Origin of the sequence: Streptomyces sp. BE20, from assembly GCF_036322525.1 — a bacterium.
Lineage (GTDB): Bacteria > Actinomycetota > Actinomycetes > Streptomycetales > Streptomycetaceae > Kitasatospora.
Genome location: NZ_JAQYWW010001061.1, coordinates 48,708 through 66,336 on the forward strand (window position 1 = coordinate 48,708; position 17,629 = coordinate 66,336).

Sequence of the window (17,629 nt, forward strand, 5' to 3'; positions counted from 1 at the left end):
CGAGCGGATGTGGGCGGAGCTGCTCCCCGTGGGCCGCTCCGCCTCCTCCGGCGGCTACCGCCGGTTCGCCTGGAACTCCGCCGACGCCGAGTGCCGCGCCTGGTTCGAGCAGCAGGCCCGCAGCCGCGGCCTGACCTACGAGCTGGACCGCAACGGCAACCAGTGGGCCTGGCTCGGCGACCCGGCCGGGGAGGGCGCGGTCGTCACCGGCTCGCACCTGGACTCCGTCCCGGACGGCGGCGCCTTCGACGGCCCGCTCGGCGTGGTCTCCTCCTTCGCCGCGCTGGACGAACTGCGCTCGCGGGGCGCCGGGTTCACCCGGCCGCTGGCGATCGTCAACTTCGGCGACGAGGAGGGCGCCCGGTTCGGCGTGGCCTGCATCGGCTCCCGGCTCACCGCCGGGGTGCTGGACCGCGAGGCCGCCCACGAGCTGCGCGACGCGGACGGCGTCCGGCTGCCCGACGCGATGGAGCGGGCCGGCTACGACCCGACCGCGATCGGCGCGGACTCCGACCGGCTGGCCCGGATCGGCGCCTTCGTCGAACTCCACGTCGAGCAGGGCCGCTACCTCGACGAGGACCGGCCGGTCGGAGTGGCCTCGGCGATCTGGCCGCACGGCCGCTGGCGGTTCGACTTCCACGGCGAGGCCAACCACGCCGGGACCACCCGGATCGAGGACCGCCGCGACCCGATGCTCACCTACGCCAACACCGTGCTCGCCGCACGGAAGAAGGCGAAGCTCGCCGACGCGCTCGCCACCTTCGGCAAGGTCGCCGTCGAGCCCAACGGCACCAACGCGATCGCCTCCCTGGTCCGCGGCTGGCTGGACTCCCGGGCCGCCGACGAGGCCACGCTGGCCGCGCTCGTCGAGGAGATCGGGCGGGCGGCGTACGAGCGGGGCGAGCGCGACGGCGTCCGGGTCGAGCTGACCCGCGAGTCCTACACCCCGGTGGTGGACTTCGACGGCCCGCTGCGCGACCGCCTCGCGCAGGTCCTCGGCAAGCGCGGACCGGGCGCCGTCCCGGTGCTGCCCACCGGTGCGGGACACGACGCCGGGATCCTGGCATCGGCCGTCCCGACCGCCATGCTGTTCGTGCGGAACCCGAGCGGCGTCTCCCACTCCCCGGCCGAGCACGCCGAGACGGCCGACTGCCTGGCCGGCGTGGCCGCCCTCGCCGACGTACTGGAGGACCTGGCGTGTCAGTGACCTACTGGGCGCGGTACGCCTGGCTGCCGCACGCCAACGGGCCGGTGGTCGAGCAGGACGTGCTGATCAGCACCGGCGCGGGCGGCAAGATCGCCCGGGTACAGCCGGACAGCGGCCCCTGCCCGCCCGGCGCCGTCCGGCTCGACGGCCTGCTGCTGCCCGGCCAGGCCAACGCCCACTCGCACGCCTTCCACCGGGCGCTGCGCGGCCACGTCCAGGTCGGCTCCGGGACCTTCTGGACCTGGCGCGACACCATGTACCGGTTCGCCGGTGCGCTCGACCCGGACAGCTACCTGGCGCTCGCCACCGCCGTCTACGCCGAGATGGCGCTCGCCGGGATCACCGCCGTCGGCGAGTTCCACTACCTCCACCACGCGCCCGGCGGCGCCCGCTACGACGACCCCAACGCGATGGGCGAGGCGCTGATCGAGGCCGCCTCCCGGGCCGGCATCCGGATCACCCTGCTCGACACCTGCTACCTGTCGTCCGGCTTCGGCGCCGAACCGACCAGGCCGCAGCTCCGGTTCGGTGACGGCGACGCCGAGACCTGGGCCGCCCGGGCCGACGGGCTGAAGGCCCGCGAGCACGCCCGGATCGGGGCCGCGATCCACTCGGTGCGGGCGGTCCCCGCGGAGCAGCTCGGCACCGTCGCGCGCTGGGCGGCGGAGCGCGAGGCCCCGCTGCACGTCCACCTCTCCGAGCAGACCGCCGAGAACGACGCCTGCCTCGCCGCGCACGGTGTCACCCCGACCCGGCTGCTCGCCGACCACGGCGCGCTCGGGCCGCGCACCTCGGCCGTGCACGCCACCCACCTCACCGAGGAGGACGTCAAGCTGCTCACCGACTCCTCCACCACCATCTGCATGTGCCCCACCACCGAGCGGGACCTCGCGGACGGCATCGGCCCGGCCCGGACCCTCGCCTCCGGCGGCTGCCCGGTCACCCTCGGCAGCGACAGCCACGCCGTCATCGACCCGTTCGAGGAGGCCCGCGCGCTGGAGCTGAACGAGCGGCTGCGGACCCGCACCCGGGGCCACTGGACGGCGAACTCGCTGCTGCGGGCGGGGACGGAGGACGGGCACGCCTCGCTCGGCTGGCCGGAGGCCGGGCGGATCGAGGCCGGTGCGTTCGCCGACTTCACGGTGATCGCGTTGGACTCGGTGCGGACCGCGGGGCCGGCGTTCCGGCTCGGTGCCGAGATCGCCGTCTTCGCCGCCTCGGCGGCCGACGTGCGGCACGTGGTGGTCGGCGGGCGGCACGTGGTCAAGGACGGCGTGCACCAGCTGGTGCCGGACGTGCCGGGTGCGCTGCACACCTCGATCACCGCGCTGAACTGCTGAACTGCTGAACTGCTGAGCCGTTGGACCGCCGAGCCGACGACCGGGAGTCCTCTCCCGGTCGTCGCCTCCTTGTCGACGCCGGGGGAGCGGGCCGCTTCGGCCCGCTCCCCCGGCCCCGTTCCCGAAAGGCACGACGTGAGCACCCCGAGCATCCCGAGCACGCTGATCACCGGCATCGGAAGCCTGGTCACCAACGACCCCGCGCACGGGACCGGGCCGCTCGGCCTGCTCACCGACGCGGCCGTGGTGATCGACGGCGCGACCGTCGCCTGGGTCGGTCCGGCCGCAGAGGCGCCCGCCGCCGACGAGCGCTTCGACGCGGCGGGGCGCGCCCTGCTGCCCGGCTACGTCGACTCGCACGCCCACCTGGTCTTCGCCGGCGACCGCACCGCCGAGTTCAACGCCCGGATGTCCGGCCAGTCCTACACCGCCGGTGGCATCCGCACCACGGTCGCCGCCACCCGGGCCGCCGCCGACGCCGAACTCGACGCCAACCTGGCCCGGCTGGTGCGGGAGGCCCTGCGGCAGGGCACCACGACGGTCGAGTGCAAGTCCGGGTACGGGCTGACCGTCGCCGACGAGGCCCGGGCGCTGCGGATCGCCTCCTCGTACACGCCGGAGACCACCTACCTGGGCGCGCACGTGGTCGCCCCCGAGTACGCGGAGGACCCGGCCGGGTACGTCGACCTGGTCACCGGGCCGATGCTGGACGCCTGCGCGCCGTACGCCCGCTGGGTGGACGTGTTCTGCGAGAAGGGCGCCTTCGACGGCGACCAGGCCCGGGCGATCCTGACCGCCGGCATCGAGCGGGGGCTCACCCCCCGGGTGCACGCCAACCAGCTCACCTACGGGCCGGGCGTGCAGCTGGCTGTCGAGCTGGGGGCGGCCTCCGCCGACCACTGCACCCACCTCACCGACGAGGACGTGGCCGCGCTGGCCGGCTCGGCGACGGTCGCCACGCTGCTGCCGGGCGCCGAGTTCTCCACCCGGGCCGTCTACCCGGACGCGCGCCGGCTGCTGGACGCGGGGGCGGTGGTGGCGCTCTCCACCGACTGCAACCCCGGTTCCAGCTTCACCAGTTCGATGGCCTTCTGCATCGCGGTGGCGGTGCGGGAGATGGGCATGACGCCGGACGAGGCGGTCTGGGCCGCGACGGCGGGCGGTGCGCGGGCGCTGCGGCGGTCGGACGTGGGCACGGTGCGGGTGGGGACCCGGGCCGACCTCCAGCTGCTGGAGGCACCCTCTCCCGTGCACCTGGCGTACCGTCCGGGTGTGCCGCTGACGGCGGCGGTCTGGCGGGCGGGCGTCCGGGAGGTCTGACGGGCCGCCCGAGAGCCTGCCCGACGGGCGGCCGGGCGGGGGAGGGGCCGGTGCTCACGCGCCGGCCCCTCCGGCGTGTCCGGGGCCTGCCGCCGTTCGGGTCCGCTGCCCGGGCCTGCCGCTCAGGCTCGCTTCAACGACCGCTTCAGGAAGTCCAACTGGTGGTGGAGCAGGTTCTCCGACACCGTCTCGTCGCTCGGCGAGTGGGCCGTGCCGCCGAGCGGGAGGACTTCGTGCGGGCGCCCGGCGGCCAGGAGCGCGGCGGAGAGGCGCAGGGTGTGGGCGGGGAGCACGTTGTCGTCGGCTAGGCCGTGGATCAGCAGCAGGGGGCGGCGCAGTCCGGGGGCGTCGGGGAGGAGTGAGCAGGCGTCGTACCGGTCGGGGTGCTCGTCCGGGTGGCCGAGGAATCGTTCCTTCCAGTGGGTGTCGTAGAGCCGGTGGTCGGTCGGGGCCGCCCCGGCGACGGCGGCGTGGAAGACGTCGGGGCGGCGCAGGACGGCGAGTGCGGCGAGGAAGCCGCCGTAGGACCAGCCGCGGATGCCGACCCGGTCGAGGTCGAGCAGACCGGGGCGGGCGCCGGCGGCCTCGTGGAGCGCCTCGACCTGGTCGTCGAGGGCGGGGGTGGCGACGTCGGCGAAGACGCTCTTCTCCCAGCGCGGGCCGCGTCCGGGGGTGCCGCGGCCGTCGACCACCAGCACGGCGTAGCCCTGGTCGGCGAACCACTGGGAGACCAGGTCGGGCCACCCGCCGCCGGCCGAGACCTTGGTGCCGGCCGGTCCGCCGTACGGATCGAGCAGGACGGGCAGCGGCCCGTCCGCGGGGCGGTGGCCGGCGGGCAGGAAGAGCGCGGCGCGCAGTTCGCGCGGGCCGAGCCGGAGCAGTTCGGGCCGCGCGGTGAGGACCGGGGTCTGTGCGCGGGAGGCGATCGTGAGGGCGGGATGCCCGTCCCGGCGGACGGTGGTGACCGGGCCAGGGGCGCCGGGCGTGCGCGCGGTGTGGACCAGCGTGCCGGCCCGCCGTACGCCGGTGTGCGCGCCGGCTTCGTCGCTGAGCGGGAGGGCGCCCGTGGTGGGGCTCCAGACCCAGAGGTGGGACTCCACCGGCTCCTCGGAGGCGGTGAGGAGCACCTCGTCGCCGTCGACGCCGAGGACCGCGTGCAACTGCCGGCCGGGCGGGGTGACGGGCCGGCCGTCCACGGTGAGGTGCCGGGTGTCGCCGATGTCGGCGGCGTCGATCAGGCGGCCGGAGGCGGTGCGCACGGGCAGGCCGGGGACGAGTTCGACCCAGTGCTCGTCGTGCCGCTCGGCGAGGACCCGGGTGGACCCGTCGGCCGGGTCGATCGCGAGGGTGCGCACCGTCCGCTGGTCGCGGCTCTGGACGGCGGCGAACGGGCCGTGGCCGTCCCAGCCCGCGGCGGTCAGGTACTCGGAGGCGGCGCCGTCCCGGGGGACGTCGGTGCGGGAGCCGTCGATGCCGAGCAGCAGGAGCGAGACGTCCGCGTTGGCGGTGCCGGCCAGCGGGTAGCGGATCGTGCGCGGGGGACTCGCCGGGTCGGACGGGTCGGCGAGGTGCAGGCGGCGCAGCGGGCGCTCGTCGACCCGCGCGACCAGCAGCCGGGTGCCGTCCGGGGACCACCAGTGGGCCCGGCTGCGGTGCATGGACTCGGCGGCGACGTGTTCGGCGACGCCGTACCCGACCTCGGGGTGCTCGGGTTCGGCGAGCGCGCGGTCGCCGGTGCCGTCGGCCTCGACGACCCGCAGGGCGCCGGCGCGGACATAGGCGATCCGGCGGCCGGTGGGGTCGGGGCGCGGGTCGTACACCCCTCCGCCGGTGGGGACGGGCCGGACCTCGCGGGTCCCGGTGTCGGCGAGCCAGAGGGTGCCGCCGAGGGCGAAGGCGGCGAGCCGGCCGGCGGTGTCGGTGGCGTACGCGGTGATGCCGCCGGTCAGGACGCGGGCGCGTTCGCGGCGGACGCGTTCGGCGTCGGGCAGGTCGCTCTCGTCGACGCCGAGCGCGGCGGGGTCGGCGAGCAGGTGTTCCTCGCCGCTGCCGGTGTCGAGCGTCCAGAGGCAGGAGACCGGGTCGTCGCCGGAGCGGCTGCGCAGGAAGAGGACGGTCCGGCCGTCGGCGGAGATCGTCGGCCGGGCGGGTGCGCCGAGCGTGAAGCGCCGGGTGCGCGCGAGCTGGCGGGGGAGGGTCGGCGGGCGTTCGTGTACGGGGCCATGGGTCATGGTCGGCACACTGACACGCCGGTGCCGGTCCGGTCACCCGGGGCCGTCCGGAACGGCTACCGGGGCCGGCACGGAGCTCGGGACTCCGTGCCGGCCCCGGAGGCAGACGGTCAGGCGGTGCGGCCGGGCGTCGTCAGTGGACGTCGCCCATCAGCCGGACGACCTTCCTGCGGTACATCGCGAGGGCCACGCCGGCGACGATCGCCATGCCGCCCTGGACCGCGAAGTACCAGGTGGATCCGACCACCCCGTCGCCGAGGACGAGCTGGAAGATGGCGGCGACGCAGTCGCCCGCGGTGACCGCGAGGAACCAGACGCCCATCATCTGGCTGGCGTACTTGGCCGGGGCCAGCTTGGTGGTGACGGAGAGGCCCACCGGGGAGAGGGTGAGCTCGCCGACGGTCTGGATCAGGTAGACCATCGCCAGCCAGAGCGGGGTGACCTTGGCCCCGCCCGAGGCGGCGGCCATCGCCAGCATCATGACCATGAACGAGGCACCGATCATGAGCAGGCCGAAGGCGAACTTCATGGTGGTGCTGGGGTTCTTGGCCTTGCGGGACAGCAGGACCCAGAGCCAGGCGAAGACCGGGGCCAGCGCCATGATGTACAGCGGGTTGAGCGACTGGAACCAGCTGGACGGGAAGTCGAAGCCGAACAGGGTCGACGAGGTGTTGTCCTGGGCGAAGATGTTCAGCGTCGAGCCGGACTGGTCGTAGATCATCCAGAAGACGGCGGCGGCGACGAAGAACCAGATGTAGCCGCTCATCCGGGACTGCTCGGTCTCGTCGAGGTCCTTGTCCCGCTTCACCTTGGCGAAGACGAAGACCGGGAGCGCGATGCCCGCGATCGACAGCGGCCAGATCGCCCAGTTGATGGTGAAGTGGCCGGTCAGCGCGACGACCGCGTAGAAGACGGCGGCCACCGCCAGCCAGAGGCCGGCCTTCTTGAAGATGGCGCTCTTCTCGGCGGGCGGGATCGGCGAGGTCACCACGTCGCTCTTGGCGCTCAGGTGGCGGGTGCCGAGCAGGAACTGGGTGAGGCCCAGGGCCATGCCGACGCCGGCGAGGGCGAAGCCGAGGTGCCAGTCGACCTCCTGGCCGATGGTGCCGATGATCAGCGGGGCGGCGAAGGCACCGAGGTTGATGCCCATGTAGAAGATGGTGAAGCCGCCGTCACGACGCGGGTCGTTGGGACCGTCGTAGAGGTGGCCGACCATCGTCGAGATGTTGGCCTTGAGCAGACCGGAGCCGACCGCGATGAACGCGAGGCCGGCGAAGAACGACACGCTCGCCGGAAGGGCCAGCATGAAGTGGCCGATCATGATGATCGAGCCACCGAGGGCGACGGTCTTCCGGGCGCCGAGGAAGCGGTCGGCGATCCAGCCGCCCGGGAGAGCCAGCAGGTAGACCATGGCCGTGTACACGCTGTAGACGGCGCTCGCGACGGCGAGCTTCATGCCGAGGCCACCGTCGGTGACGGAGGCGGTCATGTAGAGCACCAGCAGGGCACGCATGCCGTAGTAGCTGAAGCGCTCCCACATCTCGCTCATGAAGAGCGTGGCGAGGCCCCGGGGGTGCCCGAGGAAGGTCTTGCCGCTGGGAGAGGCCGGCTGTACGCCGGACTCCAGGGTCGTAGACGCCATGTGTAGTGGGTTCCTTGCCTGACAGCGTCCGCCAAGGGGGGTGGCGGCGGACGTGGACGGAACCACTCTACGTGGCGATATTTGGCGTCATCAGCTGACAAAACATGGCAATTAGGTATGCCGATAGCAAAGGCGGCGACAGATTCGCTGGATCTATCCATGGTAGACCAGCCTTAATTCCTTCAGTTGCAAGATCCAAGAGCAGAATCTTCGCCGAACGACCGGGCCGGGCGTGTCGGTTGAGGCTTGATCGCACTCCGTATAACGATCACGCACTGTGAACTACCTCACGGCCGCAACGGCCGTACCCGGGCGGACTACCATCACCACATGACCTGTGTGCTGCTCGCCGAGGACGACCCGGCGATCTCCGAACCGCTCGCCCGGGCCCTGCGCCGCGAGGGCTACGAGGTGCTCGTCCGGGAGGACGGCCCCTCCGCGCTCGCCGCCGGACTCGGCGAGGAGGTCGACCTCGTCGTCCTCGACCTCGGCCTGCCCGAGATGGACGGGCTGGAGGTCTGCCGCCGGCTGCGCGCCGACGGCCGCAGCTGCCCCGTCCTGGTGCTCACCGCCCGCGCCGACGAGGTCGACACGGTGGTCGGCCTGGACGCCGGCGCCGACGACTACGTCACCAAGCCGTTCCGCCTCGCCGAACTGCTCGCGCGGGTCCGCGCCCTGCTCCGGCGCGGCAACGTCGACCAGCTGACCACCGGGGCGCACGGGGTCAAGATCGACATCGAGTCGCACCGCGCCTGGCTCGGCGAGGAGGAGCTCACCCTCTCCGCCAAGGAGTTCGAGCTGCTGCGGGTCCTGGTGCGCGACGCCGGCCGGGTGGTCACCCGGGAGGAGATCATGCGCCAGGTCTGGGACACCACCTGGTGGACCTCCACCAAGACCCTCGACATGCACATCTCCTGGCTGCGCAAGAAGCTCGGCGACGACGCCGCGAACCCCCGCTACATCGCCACCGTGCGCGGCGTGGGCTTCCGCTTCGAGAAGAACTAGGGCCCGGGGGGGCGCGATGCCCCGGCACCCGGGCAGGCACCACCACTTCGCACCACCACGGGGAGCGCCAGCGTGAAACGCCGGATGATCAACTCGCTGCTCGGCGTCGTCCTCGTGGTGGTCGTGGTATTCTGCGTCCCGCTCGCCCTGGTGGAGAAGCGCACCATCGTCAGCTCCGCCCAGGACCGGGTGGACGCGGCCGCCGTCCGGGTGCTCTCCCTGGTGGAGAACCGGCTGGCGGCCAACGAGCCGGTCACCGGCGACAAGTTCGCCAACCAGGTCTCCGAGGGCCAGTACGTCGAGGTGGACATCCCCGGCCAGTCGACCGTCTCCAGCGGACACCGGCCCGACGGGAACCACCTGCTCAAGGCGGTCGAGCGGGGCGTCAGCGGCGAGACCGTCACCGTCGAGCAGTCCCGGGCCGCCGTCGACCACGAGATCGCCAACATGCTGCTGCTGCTCGGCGTGGTCGCGCTGCTCGCCGTCCAGGCCGCCGTCGCCCTCGCCGTCTGGCAGGCCAAACGGCTCGCCCGCCCCCTCACCGACCTCGCCGAGACCGCCGAACGGCTCGGCTCCGGCGACCCGCGCCCGCGCGACCGCCGCTACGGCGTGCCCGAACTCGACCGGGTCGCGGAGGTCCTCGACGTCAGCGCCGAGCGGATCGCCCGGATGCTCACCGCCGAACGCCGCCTCGCCGCCGACGCCTCCCACCAGCTGCGCACCCCGCTGACCGCACTCTCCATGCGGCTGGAGGAGATCACCGCGCTCGCCGAGGACCCGGACACCGTCAAGGAGGAGGCCACCATCGCCCTCCAGCAGGTCGAGCGGCTCACCGACGTCGTCCAGCGGCTGCTCACCACCCAGCGCGACCCGCGCAGCCCCACCGCCGTGGCTTTCGACCTCGACGACGTCGTCAAGCAGCAGGTGGAGGAGTGGGGCGCGTCGCTGCGCGGCACCGGACGGGTGCTCCAGGTCGAGGGCCTGCACGGGGTGACCGTGGTCGGTACCCCCGGCACGGTCGCCCAGGTGCTGGCCACCCTCATCGAGAACTCGCTGATGCACGGCGCCGGGACGATCACCCTGCGGGTCCGGCCGTCCGGGACGTCGGCGGTGGTCGAGGTGCAGGACGAGGGCCCCGGGGTGCCCGCCGAACTGGGCAACCGGGTCTTCGAACGCGCGGTCAGCGGCCGCAACTCGACCGGGATCGGGCTGGCCGTCGCCCGCGACCTCGCGGAGGCCGACGGCGGCCGGCTGGAGCTGCTCTCGCTGCGGCCTGCGGTCTTCGCACTCTTCCTCGGCCGCAGCCGGCGCGACGTCTAGGCCCGGACGGGGCCTGGCGGGCGGCGGCGGCGACCCGGGGAACGGGGCGGGTCAGAACCGGGCCTCCCGGACCACGTCGAGATCGGTGAACGCGGGCGGCTCGTCGCAGAGCGCGACCATCTCGCGGAAGATCCGGTCCGTCTCCGGCAGCCGGGAGTTGCGCATCGCGTCCTCGTACGACGCGAACTCGACGATCTCCACGACGTGCCGGGGGTCCGACCGGTCGGTGGCCAGCACCGCGTGGTCGACCGTCCGCCGGCCCTCGGTCTGCTCGGCCCAGCGGTCCAGCAGACCGTTGAGCTCGTCCACCCTGTCGGTCCTGCAGTCGATGATCTGGACGAACGCCATGACGAGCCTCCTGGGTTCCCCCTCGGACTCGATCGTTCGCCGGCCGTGCTCGCCCTCGGTCACCACTCTCCTCTTGCCGGAGCGGGCGGGGCAAGCGGAGGAGCGGGACCCGGGCGGGCGAGCGGGACCCGGGCGGGCGAGACGCGGGCGGGCGAGCGGGACCCGGGCGGGCCGGGTGTGGCCGCTACTCGGCCTTGGCGTACCGGATCTCCTGGGCGGCCAGCATCAGCTCGGCCTGGGCGACCACACCGGCCGCCGGAGCCGTCCCGGCGACGGTCTCGGCCAGCGCCTCGGCCAGGGGCGCGGGCACGGTCCCGGGCGCGGCCGACGGCGCGGTCGTCGACTCGGGGACGGCCTTGAACACCCAGGTCCGGTACGAGACGAAGCGGAACACCGTGCCCAGCGCGAGGCCGGCCACCTTGGCGGCCAGCTGCTCGAAGTGCGAGGAGAACCCGAGCGCGTACACCGTGATGCCGAGCACCCCGGTCTCGATCAGCATGCCGGCGCCGCTGAACACCAGGAAGAGCGTGATCTCGCGCTTGCGCGAGGCGGCGTCGCGGTCCCGGTACAGCCAGTAGCGGTAGCCCAGGTAGTTGGTGGCGATCGCGACCAGCGTGGCGGCGATGTTGGAGCGCAGCGAGGCGAGGTGCAGGCCGTTGAGGCAGACCCAGAAGACGACGAAGTTGACCACCACGCCGCTGAGGCCGACGAGGCCGAACTTCACCACCTCGCCCGACATGCCGCGCAGTTTCTGCGCCAGTGAGGGGTTCGACGCCGTGGTCGTCGCCATACCGGGCTGCCTCCATGTGCCTGCGGACGAAAGGGGCCCGGCGCGTGAACGCGGTCGGCCCCTTGAGCCCTGCGTGCACGCACATGATCGGATCACGCGTACCAGGACCTGGCCGTCCAGGCTACCCGGTTCCGCCGATCGGCTCAGCCCCTCCGTACGGTATCGAAGGGCCCCGAACCGTAGACGCCCCGACTGCCGGAGCGGTTCCACACCCTCCGACCGGCCCGGATATCCTGGCGGGGTGACTTCTCCGGGCAATGCGAATTTTCCAGTGGTCGGCATGATCGGAGGCGGGCAGCTGGCCCGCATGGCGCACCAGGCGGGTATCCCGCTCGGGATCCGGTTCAAGCTCCTCGCCGACACCCCCCAGGACTCGGCCGCACAGGTCGTCTCCGACACCGTCCTCGGTGACTACCGCGACCTCGACACCCTGCGCCGCTTCGCGGCCGGCTGCGACGTGATCACCTTCGACCACGAGCACGTGCCGACCGAGCACCTGCGGGCCCTGCAGGCCGACGGCATCGCCGTCCGGCCGGGCCCGGAGGCGCTGGTCAACGCCCAGGACAAGGGCGTGATGCGGGCGACGCTCGACTCCATCGGCGTGCCCTGCCCGCGGCACCGGCTCGTCGCCGACCCGGCCGACGTGACCGCGTTCGCGGCGGAGGGCGCCGGCTACCCGGTCGTCCTGAAGACCGTGCGCGGCGGCTACGACGGCAAGGGGGTCTGGGTCGTCGACGACGAGACGGAGGCCGCGGCCCCGTTCCGGGCCGGCGTCCCGGTGCTCGCCGAGGAGAAGGTCGACTTCGTCCGCGAGCTGGCCGCCAACGTGGTCCGCTCGCCCAGCGGCCAGGCGGTCGCCTACCCGGTGGTGGAGAGCGTCCAGGAGAACGGCGTCTGCGCCGAGGTCACCGCCCCCGCGCCCGACCTCGACCCGGCCCTGTCCGACGAGGCCCAGCAGCTGGCCCTGCGGATCGCCGGCGAGCTGGACATCACCGGCCACCTGGCGGTCGAGCTGTTCCAGACCCGGGACGGCAGGATCCTGGTCAACGAGCTGGCCATGCGCCCGCACAACTCCGGCCACTGGACCCAGGACGGCGCGGTCACGTCGCAGTTCGAGAACCACCTGCGGGCCGTCCTCGACCTGCCGCTCGGCGACCCCCGCCCGCGCGCCCGGTGGACCGTGATGGTCAACGTCCTCGGCGGCGACTACCCGGACATGTACCACGCCTTCCTGCACTGCATGGCCCGCGATCCCGGCCTGCGGATCCACATGTACGGCAAGGACGTGAAGCCCGGCCGCAAGGTCGGCCACGTCAACGTCTTCGGGGACGACCTCGACGACGTCCGTGAGCGCGCCCGTCACGCGGCCGCCTACCTGCGAGGAACGATCACCGAATGACCTCCCCCACCGCGCCCCTGATCGGCATCGTCATGGGCTCCGACTCCGACTGGCCCGTGATGGAGGCCGCCGCCCAGGCCCTCGACGAGTTCGAGATCCCCTACGAGGTCGACGTCGTCTCGGCGCACCGGATGCCCCGCGAGATGGTGGCGTACGGCGAGAGCGCCCACGGGCGCGGGCTGAAGGCGATCATCGCCGGGGCCGGCGGCGCCGCCCACCTGCCGGGCATGCTCGCCTCCGTCACCCCGCTGCCGGTGATCGGCGTGCCGGTGCCGCTGCGCTACCTGGACGGCATGGACAGCCTGCTGTCGATCGTGCAGATGCCGGCCGGCGTGCCGGTGGCCACCGTCTCGGTGGCGGGCGCGCGCAACGCGGGCCTGCTGGCGGTGCGGATGCTGGCCGCGTTCGACTCGGAGCTGGCCGAGAAGATGACGGACTTCCAGGCCGAGCTGAACAACCAGGCGACCGAGAAGGGCCGGAAGCTTCGGGCCAAGGTGGCGGGTTCCCCCTCCTTCGGCTTTGGGAAGTAGGCAAATCGGATACAACAGCTCGTATGACCTCTGAGCTGCTGGATCCCTCCGCCTCCACCGCCTCCCCGGCCCTGCTGGAGCGCGCCGGAGCCGTCCTCCGTGACACCCCCGTGGTCGACGGTCACAACGACCTCCCGTGGGCGATGCGCGAGCAGGTCGGCTACGACCTCGACGCGCTCGACCTGGCGGCCGACCAGAGCGCCCGTCTGCACACCGACCTCGCCCGCCTCACCGCGGGCGGGGTCGGTGCGCAGTTCTGGTCCGTCTACGTACCCTCCCGGCTCGCCGGGGACCACGCCGTCAGCGCGACCCTGGAGCAGATCGACTTCGTCCACGCGCTGGTCGACCGCTTCCCCGACCGGCTGCGGCTCGCCGTCACCGCCGACGACCTCGAAGCCGCGCGCGCCGAGGGTCGGATCGCCTCCCTGATGGGCGCCGAGGGCGGCCACTCCATCGACTGCTCGCTCGCCACCCTGCGCGCGCTGTACGCGCTCGGCGTCCGGTACCTGACGCTCACCCACAACGACAACACCCCGTGGGCCGACTCGGCCACCGACAAGGCGGTCGCCGGCGGCCTCACCGCCTTCGGCGAGGAGGTCGTCCGGGAGATGAACCGGCTCGGCATGCTGGTCGACCTCTCGCACGTCTCCGCCGACACCATGCGCGACGCCCTGCGGGTCGCCGAGGCGCCGGTGATCTTCTCGCACTCCTCCGCCCGCGGGGTCTGCGACCACCCGCGCAACATCCCGGACGACGTGCTCGGCCTGCTCCCCGGCAACGGCGGCGTGGCGATGGCCACCTTCGTGCCGAAGTTCATCCTGCCCGCCGCCATCGACTGGACCCTCGCCGCCGACGAGAACATGGTTGCCCACGGCTTCGACCACCTCGACACGACGCCCGCGGGCATGGCCTGCCAGCGCGCGTTCGAGGAGACCTACCCGCGTCCGATCGCCACCGCGTCCACCGTCGCCGACCACCTCGACCACATGCGCGAGGTCGCCGGCATCGACCACATCGGCATCGGCGGCGACTTCGACGGCACCGCCTTCCTCCCGTCCGGCCTCGACGACGTCGCCGGGTACCCGAACCTGATCGCCGAGCTCCTGCGCCGCGGCTGGTCGGAGACCGATCTCGGGAAGCTGACCTGGCACAACGCGGTCCGCGTCCTGCGCGACGCCGAGGCCGCCGGTGCCCGGCTGCGTGCAGCCGGCCGGACGCCGTCGATCGCCACCATCGGGCAGCTCGACGGCTCCTGACCCCGCGCCGGGCCCGTGCCCAGGCCCGGGCCCGTGCCCGGGAGCCGGGTCCTGGCGGGTCCGCCCGCCGTGCCCGGCTCCCGGGCGTCCGCGAGCGGGAATGACCCGGCGCCGGGCTGCGCTGGGCATGACGAGGCCCCGGCGCCCGGAGCGCCGGGTACAGCCCGAGAGCACCGGCACAGCGGGACACGAGGAGGCACGGCATGTACGGCGACCCGGAGACGGTCCGCAGGATCCTGACCGAGACGGGCGACACCTGGGCCGTCGTCGGCCTCTCGTCCAACCGGCGGCGCGCGGCCTACGGGGTGGCCGAGGTGCTCCAGCGCTTCGGCAAGCGGATCGTGCCCGTGCACCCGAAGGCGGAGACGGTGCACGGCGAGCAGGGGTACGCCTCCCTCGCGGAGATCCCCTTCGAGGTCGACGTGGTCGACGTGTTCGTCAACTCCGACCTCGCCGGGCCGGTCGTGGACGAGGCCGCGGCCATCGGCGCCAAGGCCGTCTGGTTCCAGCTCGGCGTGATCGACGAGGGCGCGTACGAGCGGGCGCGCGCCGGCGGGCTGGAGATGGTGATGGACAGGTGCCCCGCCATCGAGATCCCGAGGCTCGGCCCGGCCACCCGATAGGCCCTGTCCGGCCCTGACCTTCCGGCTCTGACCTTCCGGCCCTGCCCTTTCGGCCCCGGTCGTCCGGCCCCTACCGGGCGGTCCCGGGCGGGACGTAGGTGGCCGCCCCGGCCGTCGCCAGCGGGTGGTCCGGCGGGAGCGCGGCGAGCCCGCCGAGCGCGACGAGGACGGCGGGGGAGTCCCCCGCGGAGGAGGACCGGGCCCGCGCCAGCACCTTCCGGCCGAGCTCGGTGGTGCGGCTCGGCCGGGGCCGCGGCCACAGGGCGACAGCGAGGGCCGCCGCGAGCACGACCCCGAAGCCCACCTGGACCAGTCGCACCGGACCCTCGTGCAGATCCGCCTGCCAGAGTGCGACCGCCCCTGCCAGCCCGACCAGGACCGGCGCGAAGGGCGCCGACTGGTAACCGGCCCGCGCCTTCGCGTACAGCCGCTGGTCCCGGAGCAGACCGGACGCCACCAGGCGGTCGTGGAGCTCCGCGGACGCCTCGGAGAGCTGCCACCCGGAGAGCCGCCGGTCGTCGAGCAGGTCGGCCAGGCCGCGGGTCCGGGTCGGGCCGACGGCGAGGACCACGGTGGCCTCGGCGGGCACCTCGATCTCGGCGGCGGTGGCCGGATCGGTGACGGTGACCGTGCCCGAGCGGGACGCCGTCAGCCGGCCCTCCTGGTGCATCACGGCGATCGCGGTCTCGGCCAGGTGCTCCGCCAGGTAGGCGAGTTCGTAGGGCCCCGTGGTGAAGCCCGAGCGCCTCGGGGTCCGTTCGGCCCGGCGGAGGGCCGCCACGGCCGTGGCGGCCCTGAACACGTTGTAGCCCACCACCACGACGGAGGCGATGAACAGGACGGTCACGGCTCCCACGGCACCCCCGCTCCGAGGCGGCCCGGCCGGCCGCCGCCTCCACAGTGTGGGAGTGGTGACGGCCCGGCACAAGGCGGCCGACCTGGCGGCGCGAGCCGGTCGAACGCTCTCCGCCCGTTCACCGGCCCCTCGCCCGTCCGCCTTCTCCGGTGGGCTAGGCTCCAGCGGTTTCGGTAGTGCACGATGCAGATCGCGCCGGGGGTCCGTGCGCGCACGTTTGGGGGGATTTGATGGAGCGTCGTACGATTCTGCGCGGTCTCGTGGCAGCGCCACTCGGTGCGATGGCCATGGCGGCGGGAACCGGCCGGGCCTGGGCGGACTTCAGTACGACCGTCGACCCGACGGTCCAGTGGGGGACGTGGGAGGGCTGGGGCACCAGTCTGGCCTGGTGGGCGAACAAGCTCGGCCCGCGGGAGGACCTGGCGGACGTCCTGTTCACCCGGAACACCGTCCCGTACCTGGGACAGCAGTTGCCGGGTCTGGGCATGAACATCGTCCGGTACTGCGCCGGGGCTTCGGGCGACTACGCGGTCGGCGGTCGGCAGATGCAGTCGACCAGCGGGCTCGACGGGCTCAAGAAGATCGAGGGTTTCCAGCGCGACTGGTCCTCCGCCGACCCGGACTCGTCCAGCTTCGACTGGACCGTGGACGCCAGACAGCGGGCCGTGCTCCAGCAGGCCAAGCAGCGCGGCGTGGACACCTTCGAGCTCTTCGCCAACTCGCCGCAGTGGTGGATGCTCAAGAACGACAACCCCGAGGGTGCCGCCGACGGCCTCTGCAACCTCCAGGACGGCAACTTCGACCGTCACGCGGCCTACCTGGCGACGGTGGCCCGCTACGCGCGGGACCACTGGGGCATCGACTTCGCCTCGGTCCAGCCGGTCAACGAGCCCGGCCTGAACTGGGGGTACAAGCCGTTGATGGACACCATCCAGGAGGGCTGCTTCTACACGCACGCCCAGCAGGCCGAGCTCATCCGGCTGACGCGGGCCCAGCTCGACGCCCGGGGCCTGACCGGGACGCTGGTGGCGGGACTCGACGAGAACGGCACCGCGCTGGCGCTCAACACCTGGACCAGCCCGTCCTTCGACGCCGCGACGAAGGCGGCCACCGGGCGGGTCAACGTGCACGGCTACGACGCGCTCGGCGGCGACCGGGCCGGGCTGTACGACGCCGTGTCGGCCGACGGCAAGCGGATCTGGCTCTCGGAGTACGGCGACGAGTGGGGGCACGGCCTGGCCCTCGCGCAGAACCTCAACGCCGACCTGCGCCTGCTCCACCCGACCGCGTGGGTCGCCTGGCAGATCCTCGACTGGCGCGGCCACGGTGCGATCAACTTCGACGAGGGAGTGATCGTGGAGGTCAACCCCAAGTACTACGTGCTCGCCCAGTACATGCGGCACATCCGCCCCGGTATGAGGATCATCGACGCCGGGCACCCCGACGCGGTCGCCGCGTACGACGGCGTCAACCACAAGCTGGTCATCGTCGCCGCCAACTACCAGAACGCGCAGTGGCTCACCTTCGACCTGTCCCGGTTCGGCGGGCCCGGGGTGGAGGGCGCCCTCGTCAAGCGCTGGGTCACCGGCGTCGGTGACGGCCAGCGCTACCGGTACTACGAGGACACCCTGATCCAGGGCGGCCGTTTCTGGTCGGGCTGTGGTGCGCTGAGCGTCCAGACGTTCGAGGTCTCGGACGTCTACCTGTAGCAGCAGCCGGTGCCCCGTCCGGATGCGGGCGGGGCGCCGATCGGGCACTGACC

At 73.2% G+C, this 17,629-nt stretch carries 14 protein-coding genes and 1 pseudogene; 10 read left to right on the top strand and 5 right to left on the bottom strand.

Annotated elements, in window-relative coordinates; genetic code table 11:
* Nucleotides 1–7 precede the first annotated feature (7 nt).
* The 3 genes from PUR61_RS30525 to hutI all read left to right on the top strand — a co-directional run bounded on the left by PUR61_RS30525 (nt 8) and on the right by hutI (nt 3,867).
* Nucleotides 8–1,207: an allantoate amidohydrolase gene (locus PUR61_RS30525; RefSeq protein ID WP_329882791.1), complete on the top strand. Its 1,200-nt coding sequence runs from the start codon at nt 8–10 to the stop codon at nt 1,205–1,207.
* Entirely contained in the window at nt 1,198–2,547 is a 1,350-nt protein-coding gene (locus PUR61_RS30530) for a formimidoylglutamate deiminase (protein ID WP_329882731.1), read from the top strand. Before PUR61_RS30525 ends, PUR61_RS30530 begins: the two co-directional genes overlap by 10 nt.
* 150 nt (nt 2,548–2,697) lie before the next feature.
* Nucleotides 2,698–3,867 (top strand): imidazolonepropionase, encoded by a 1,170-nt coding sequence (gene hutI, locus PUR61_RS30535; protein WP_329882792.1) that lies wholly within the window; start codon nt 2,698–2,700, stop codon nt 3,865–3,867.
* A gap of 122 nt (nt 3,868–3,989) precedes the next feature.
* On the opposite strand, the gene PUR61_RS30540 is transcribed toward hutI, so the two are convergent.
* Complete coding sequence (locus PUR61_RS30540) at nt 3,990–6,098, bottom strand: S9 family peptidase (RefSeq protein WP_329882732.1); 2,109 nt, start codon at nt 6,096–6,098, stop codon at nt 3,990–3,992.
* Between the two features lie 133 nt (nt 6,099–6,231).
* Nucleotides 6,232–7,740 carry a peptide MFS transporter gene (locus PUR61_RS30545; protein WP_329882733.1) on the bottom strand — a complete coding sequence of 503 codons (1,509 nt, stop codon included), beginning with the start codon at nt 7,738–7,740 and terminating at the stop codon, nt 6,232–6,234.
* A 330-nt stretch (nt 7,741–8,070) separates the two neighbouring features.
* Here PUR61_RS30545 and PUR61_RS30550 point away from each other — a divergent pair, with 330 nt between their 5' ends.
* On the top strand, nt 8,071–8,745 hold the full coding sequence (locus PUR61_RS30550) for a response regulator transcription factor (RefSeq protein ID WP_030300686.1): 675 nt from the start codon (nt 8,071–8,073) through the stop codon (nt 8,743–8,745).
* Nucleotides 8,746–8,817: 72 nt separating this feature from the next.
* The gene (locus PUR61_RS30555) at nt 8,818–10,065 is read left to right on the top strand and encodes an ATP-binding protein (protein ID WP_329882734.1); all 1,248 of its coding nucleotides are present in this window, start codon (nt 8,818–8,820) and stop codon (nt 10,063–10,065) included.
* A gap of 63 nt (nt 10,066–10,128) precedes the next feature.
* Here the strand turns inward: PUR61_RS30555 and PUR61_RS30560 are convergent.
* Both PUR61_RS30560 and PUR61_RS30565 read right to left on the bottom strand, forming a co-directional pair.
* Nucleotides 10,129–10,413, bottom strand: a pseudogene (locus PUR61_RS30560) (ester cyclase); the annotation flags it as partial.
* Nucleotides 10,414–10,597: 184 nt separating this feature from the next.
* Nucleotides 10,598–11,203, bottom strand: coding sequence for a GtrA family protein (locus PUR61_RS30565; protein ID WP_329882735.1), 606 nt, complete (start codon nt 11,201–11,203; stop codon nt 10,598–10,600).
* Nucleotides 11,204–11,444: 241 nt separating this feature from the next.
* Here PUR61_RS30565 and PUR61_RS30570 point away from each other — a divergent pair, with 241 nt between their 5' ends.
* The 4 genes from PUR61_RS30570 to PUR61_RS30585 all read left to right on the top strand — a co-directional run bounded on the left by PUR61_RS30570 (nt 11,445) and on the right by PUR61_RS30585 (nt 15,011).
* Nucleotides 11,445–12,602 carry a 5-(carboxyamino)imidazole ribonucleotide synthase gene (locus tag PUR61_RS30570; RefSeq protein ID WP_329882736.1) on the top strand — a complete coding sequence of 386 codons (1,158 nt, stop codon included), beginning with the start codon at nt 11,445–11,447 and terminating at the stop codon, nt 12,600–12,602.
* On the top strand, nt 12,599–13,132 hold the full coding sequence (gene purE / locus PUR61_RS30575; RefSeq protein ID WP_329882737.1) for a 5-(carboxyamino)imidazole ribonucleotide mutase: 534 nt from the start codon (nt 12,599–12,601) through the stop codon (nt 13,130–13,132). Before PUR61_RS30570 ends, purE begins: the two co-directional genes overlap by 4 nt.
* Nucleotides 13,133–13,155: 23 nt before the next feature.
* Nucleotides 13,156–14,388, top strand: coding sequence for a dipeptidase (locus PUR61_RS30580; RefSeq protein WP_329882738.1), 1,233 nt, complete (start codon nt 13,156–13,158; stop codon nt 14,386–14,388).
* Between the two features lie 203 nt (nt 14,389–14,591).
* Nucleotides 14,592–15,011, top strand: coding sequence for a CoA-binding protein (locus PUR61_RS30585; protein ID WP_329882739.1), 420 nt, complete (start codon nt 14,592–14,594; stop codon nt 15,009–15,011).
* 70 nt (nt 15,012–15,081) lie between these two features.
* Here PUR61_RS30585 and PUR61_RS30590 read toward each other — a convergent pair whose 3' ends face one another.
* Nucleotides 15,082–15,858 (bottom strand): TIGR04222 domain-containing membrane protein, encoded by a 777-nt coding sequence (locus tag PUR61_RS30590; protein ID WP_329882740.1) that lies wholly within the window; start codon nt 15,856–15,858, stop codon nt 15,082–15,084.
* A 269-nt stretch (nt 15,859–16,127) separates the two neighbouring features.
* Between PUR61_RS30590 and PUR61_RS30595 the strand changes: the two genes are divergently transcribed.
* Entirely contained in the window at nt 16,128–17,576 is a 1,449-nt protein-coding gene (locus PUR61_RS30595) for a glycoside hydrolase (RefSeq protein ID WP_329882741.1), read from the top strand.
* The last annotated feature ends 53 nt before the right edge of the window (nt 17,577–17,629 follow it).

Bases quoted from the DNA above. Each gene is read 5' to 3' on its own strand.
- PUR61_RS30525 (WP_329882791.1), top strand. From the start codon at position 8: ATGTGGGCGGAGCTGCTCCCCGTGGGCCGCTCCGCCTCCTCCGGCGGC.
- PUR61_RS30540 (WP_329882732.1), bottom strand. From the start codon at position 6,098: ATGACCCATGGCCCCGTACACGAACGCCCGCCGACCCTCCCCCGCCAG.
- PUR61_RS30545 (WP_329882733.1), bottom strand. From the start codon at position 7,740: ATGGCGTCTACGACCCTGGAGTCCGGCGTACAGCCGGCCTCTCCCAGC.
- PUR61_RS30550 (WP_030300686.1), top strand. From the start codon at position 8,071: ATGACCTGTGTGCTGCTCGCCGAGGACGACCCGGCGATCTCCGAACCG.
- PUR61_RS30565 (WP_329882735.1), bottom strand. From the start codon at position 11,203: ATGGCGACGACCACGGCGTCGAACCCCTCACTGGCGCAGAAACTGCGC.
- purE (WP_329882737.1), top strand. From the start codon at position 12,599: ATGACCTCCCCCACCGCGCCCCTGATCGGCATCGTCATGGGCTCCGAC.
- PUR61_RS30580 (WP_329882738.1), top strand. From the start codon at position 13,156: ATGACCTCTGAGCTGCTGGATCCCTCCGCCTCCACCGCCTCCCCGGCC.
- PUR61_RS30585 (WP_329882739.1), top strand. From the start codon at position 14,592: ATGTACGGCGACCCGGAGACGGTCCGCAGGATCCTGACCGAGACGGGC.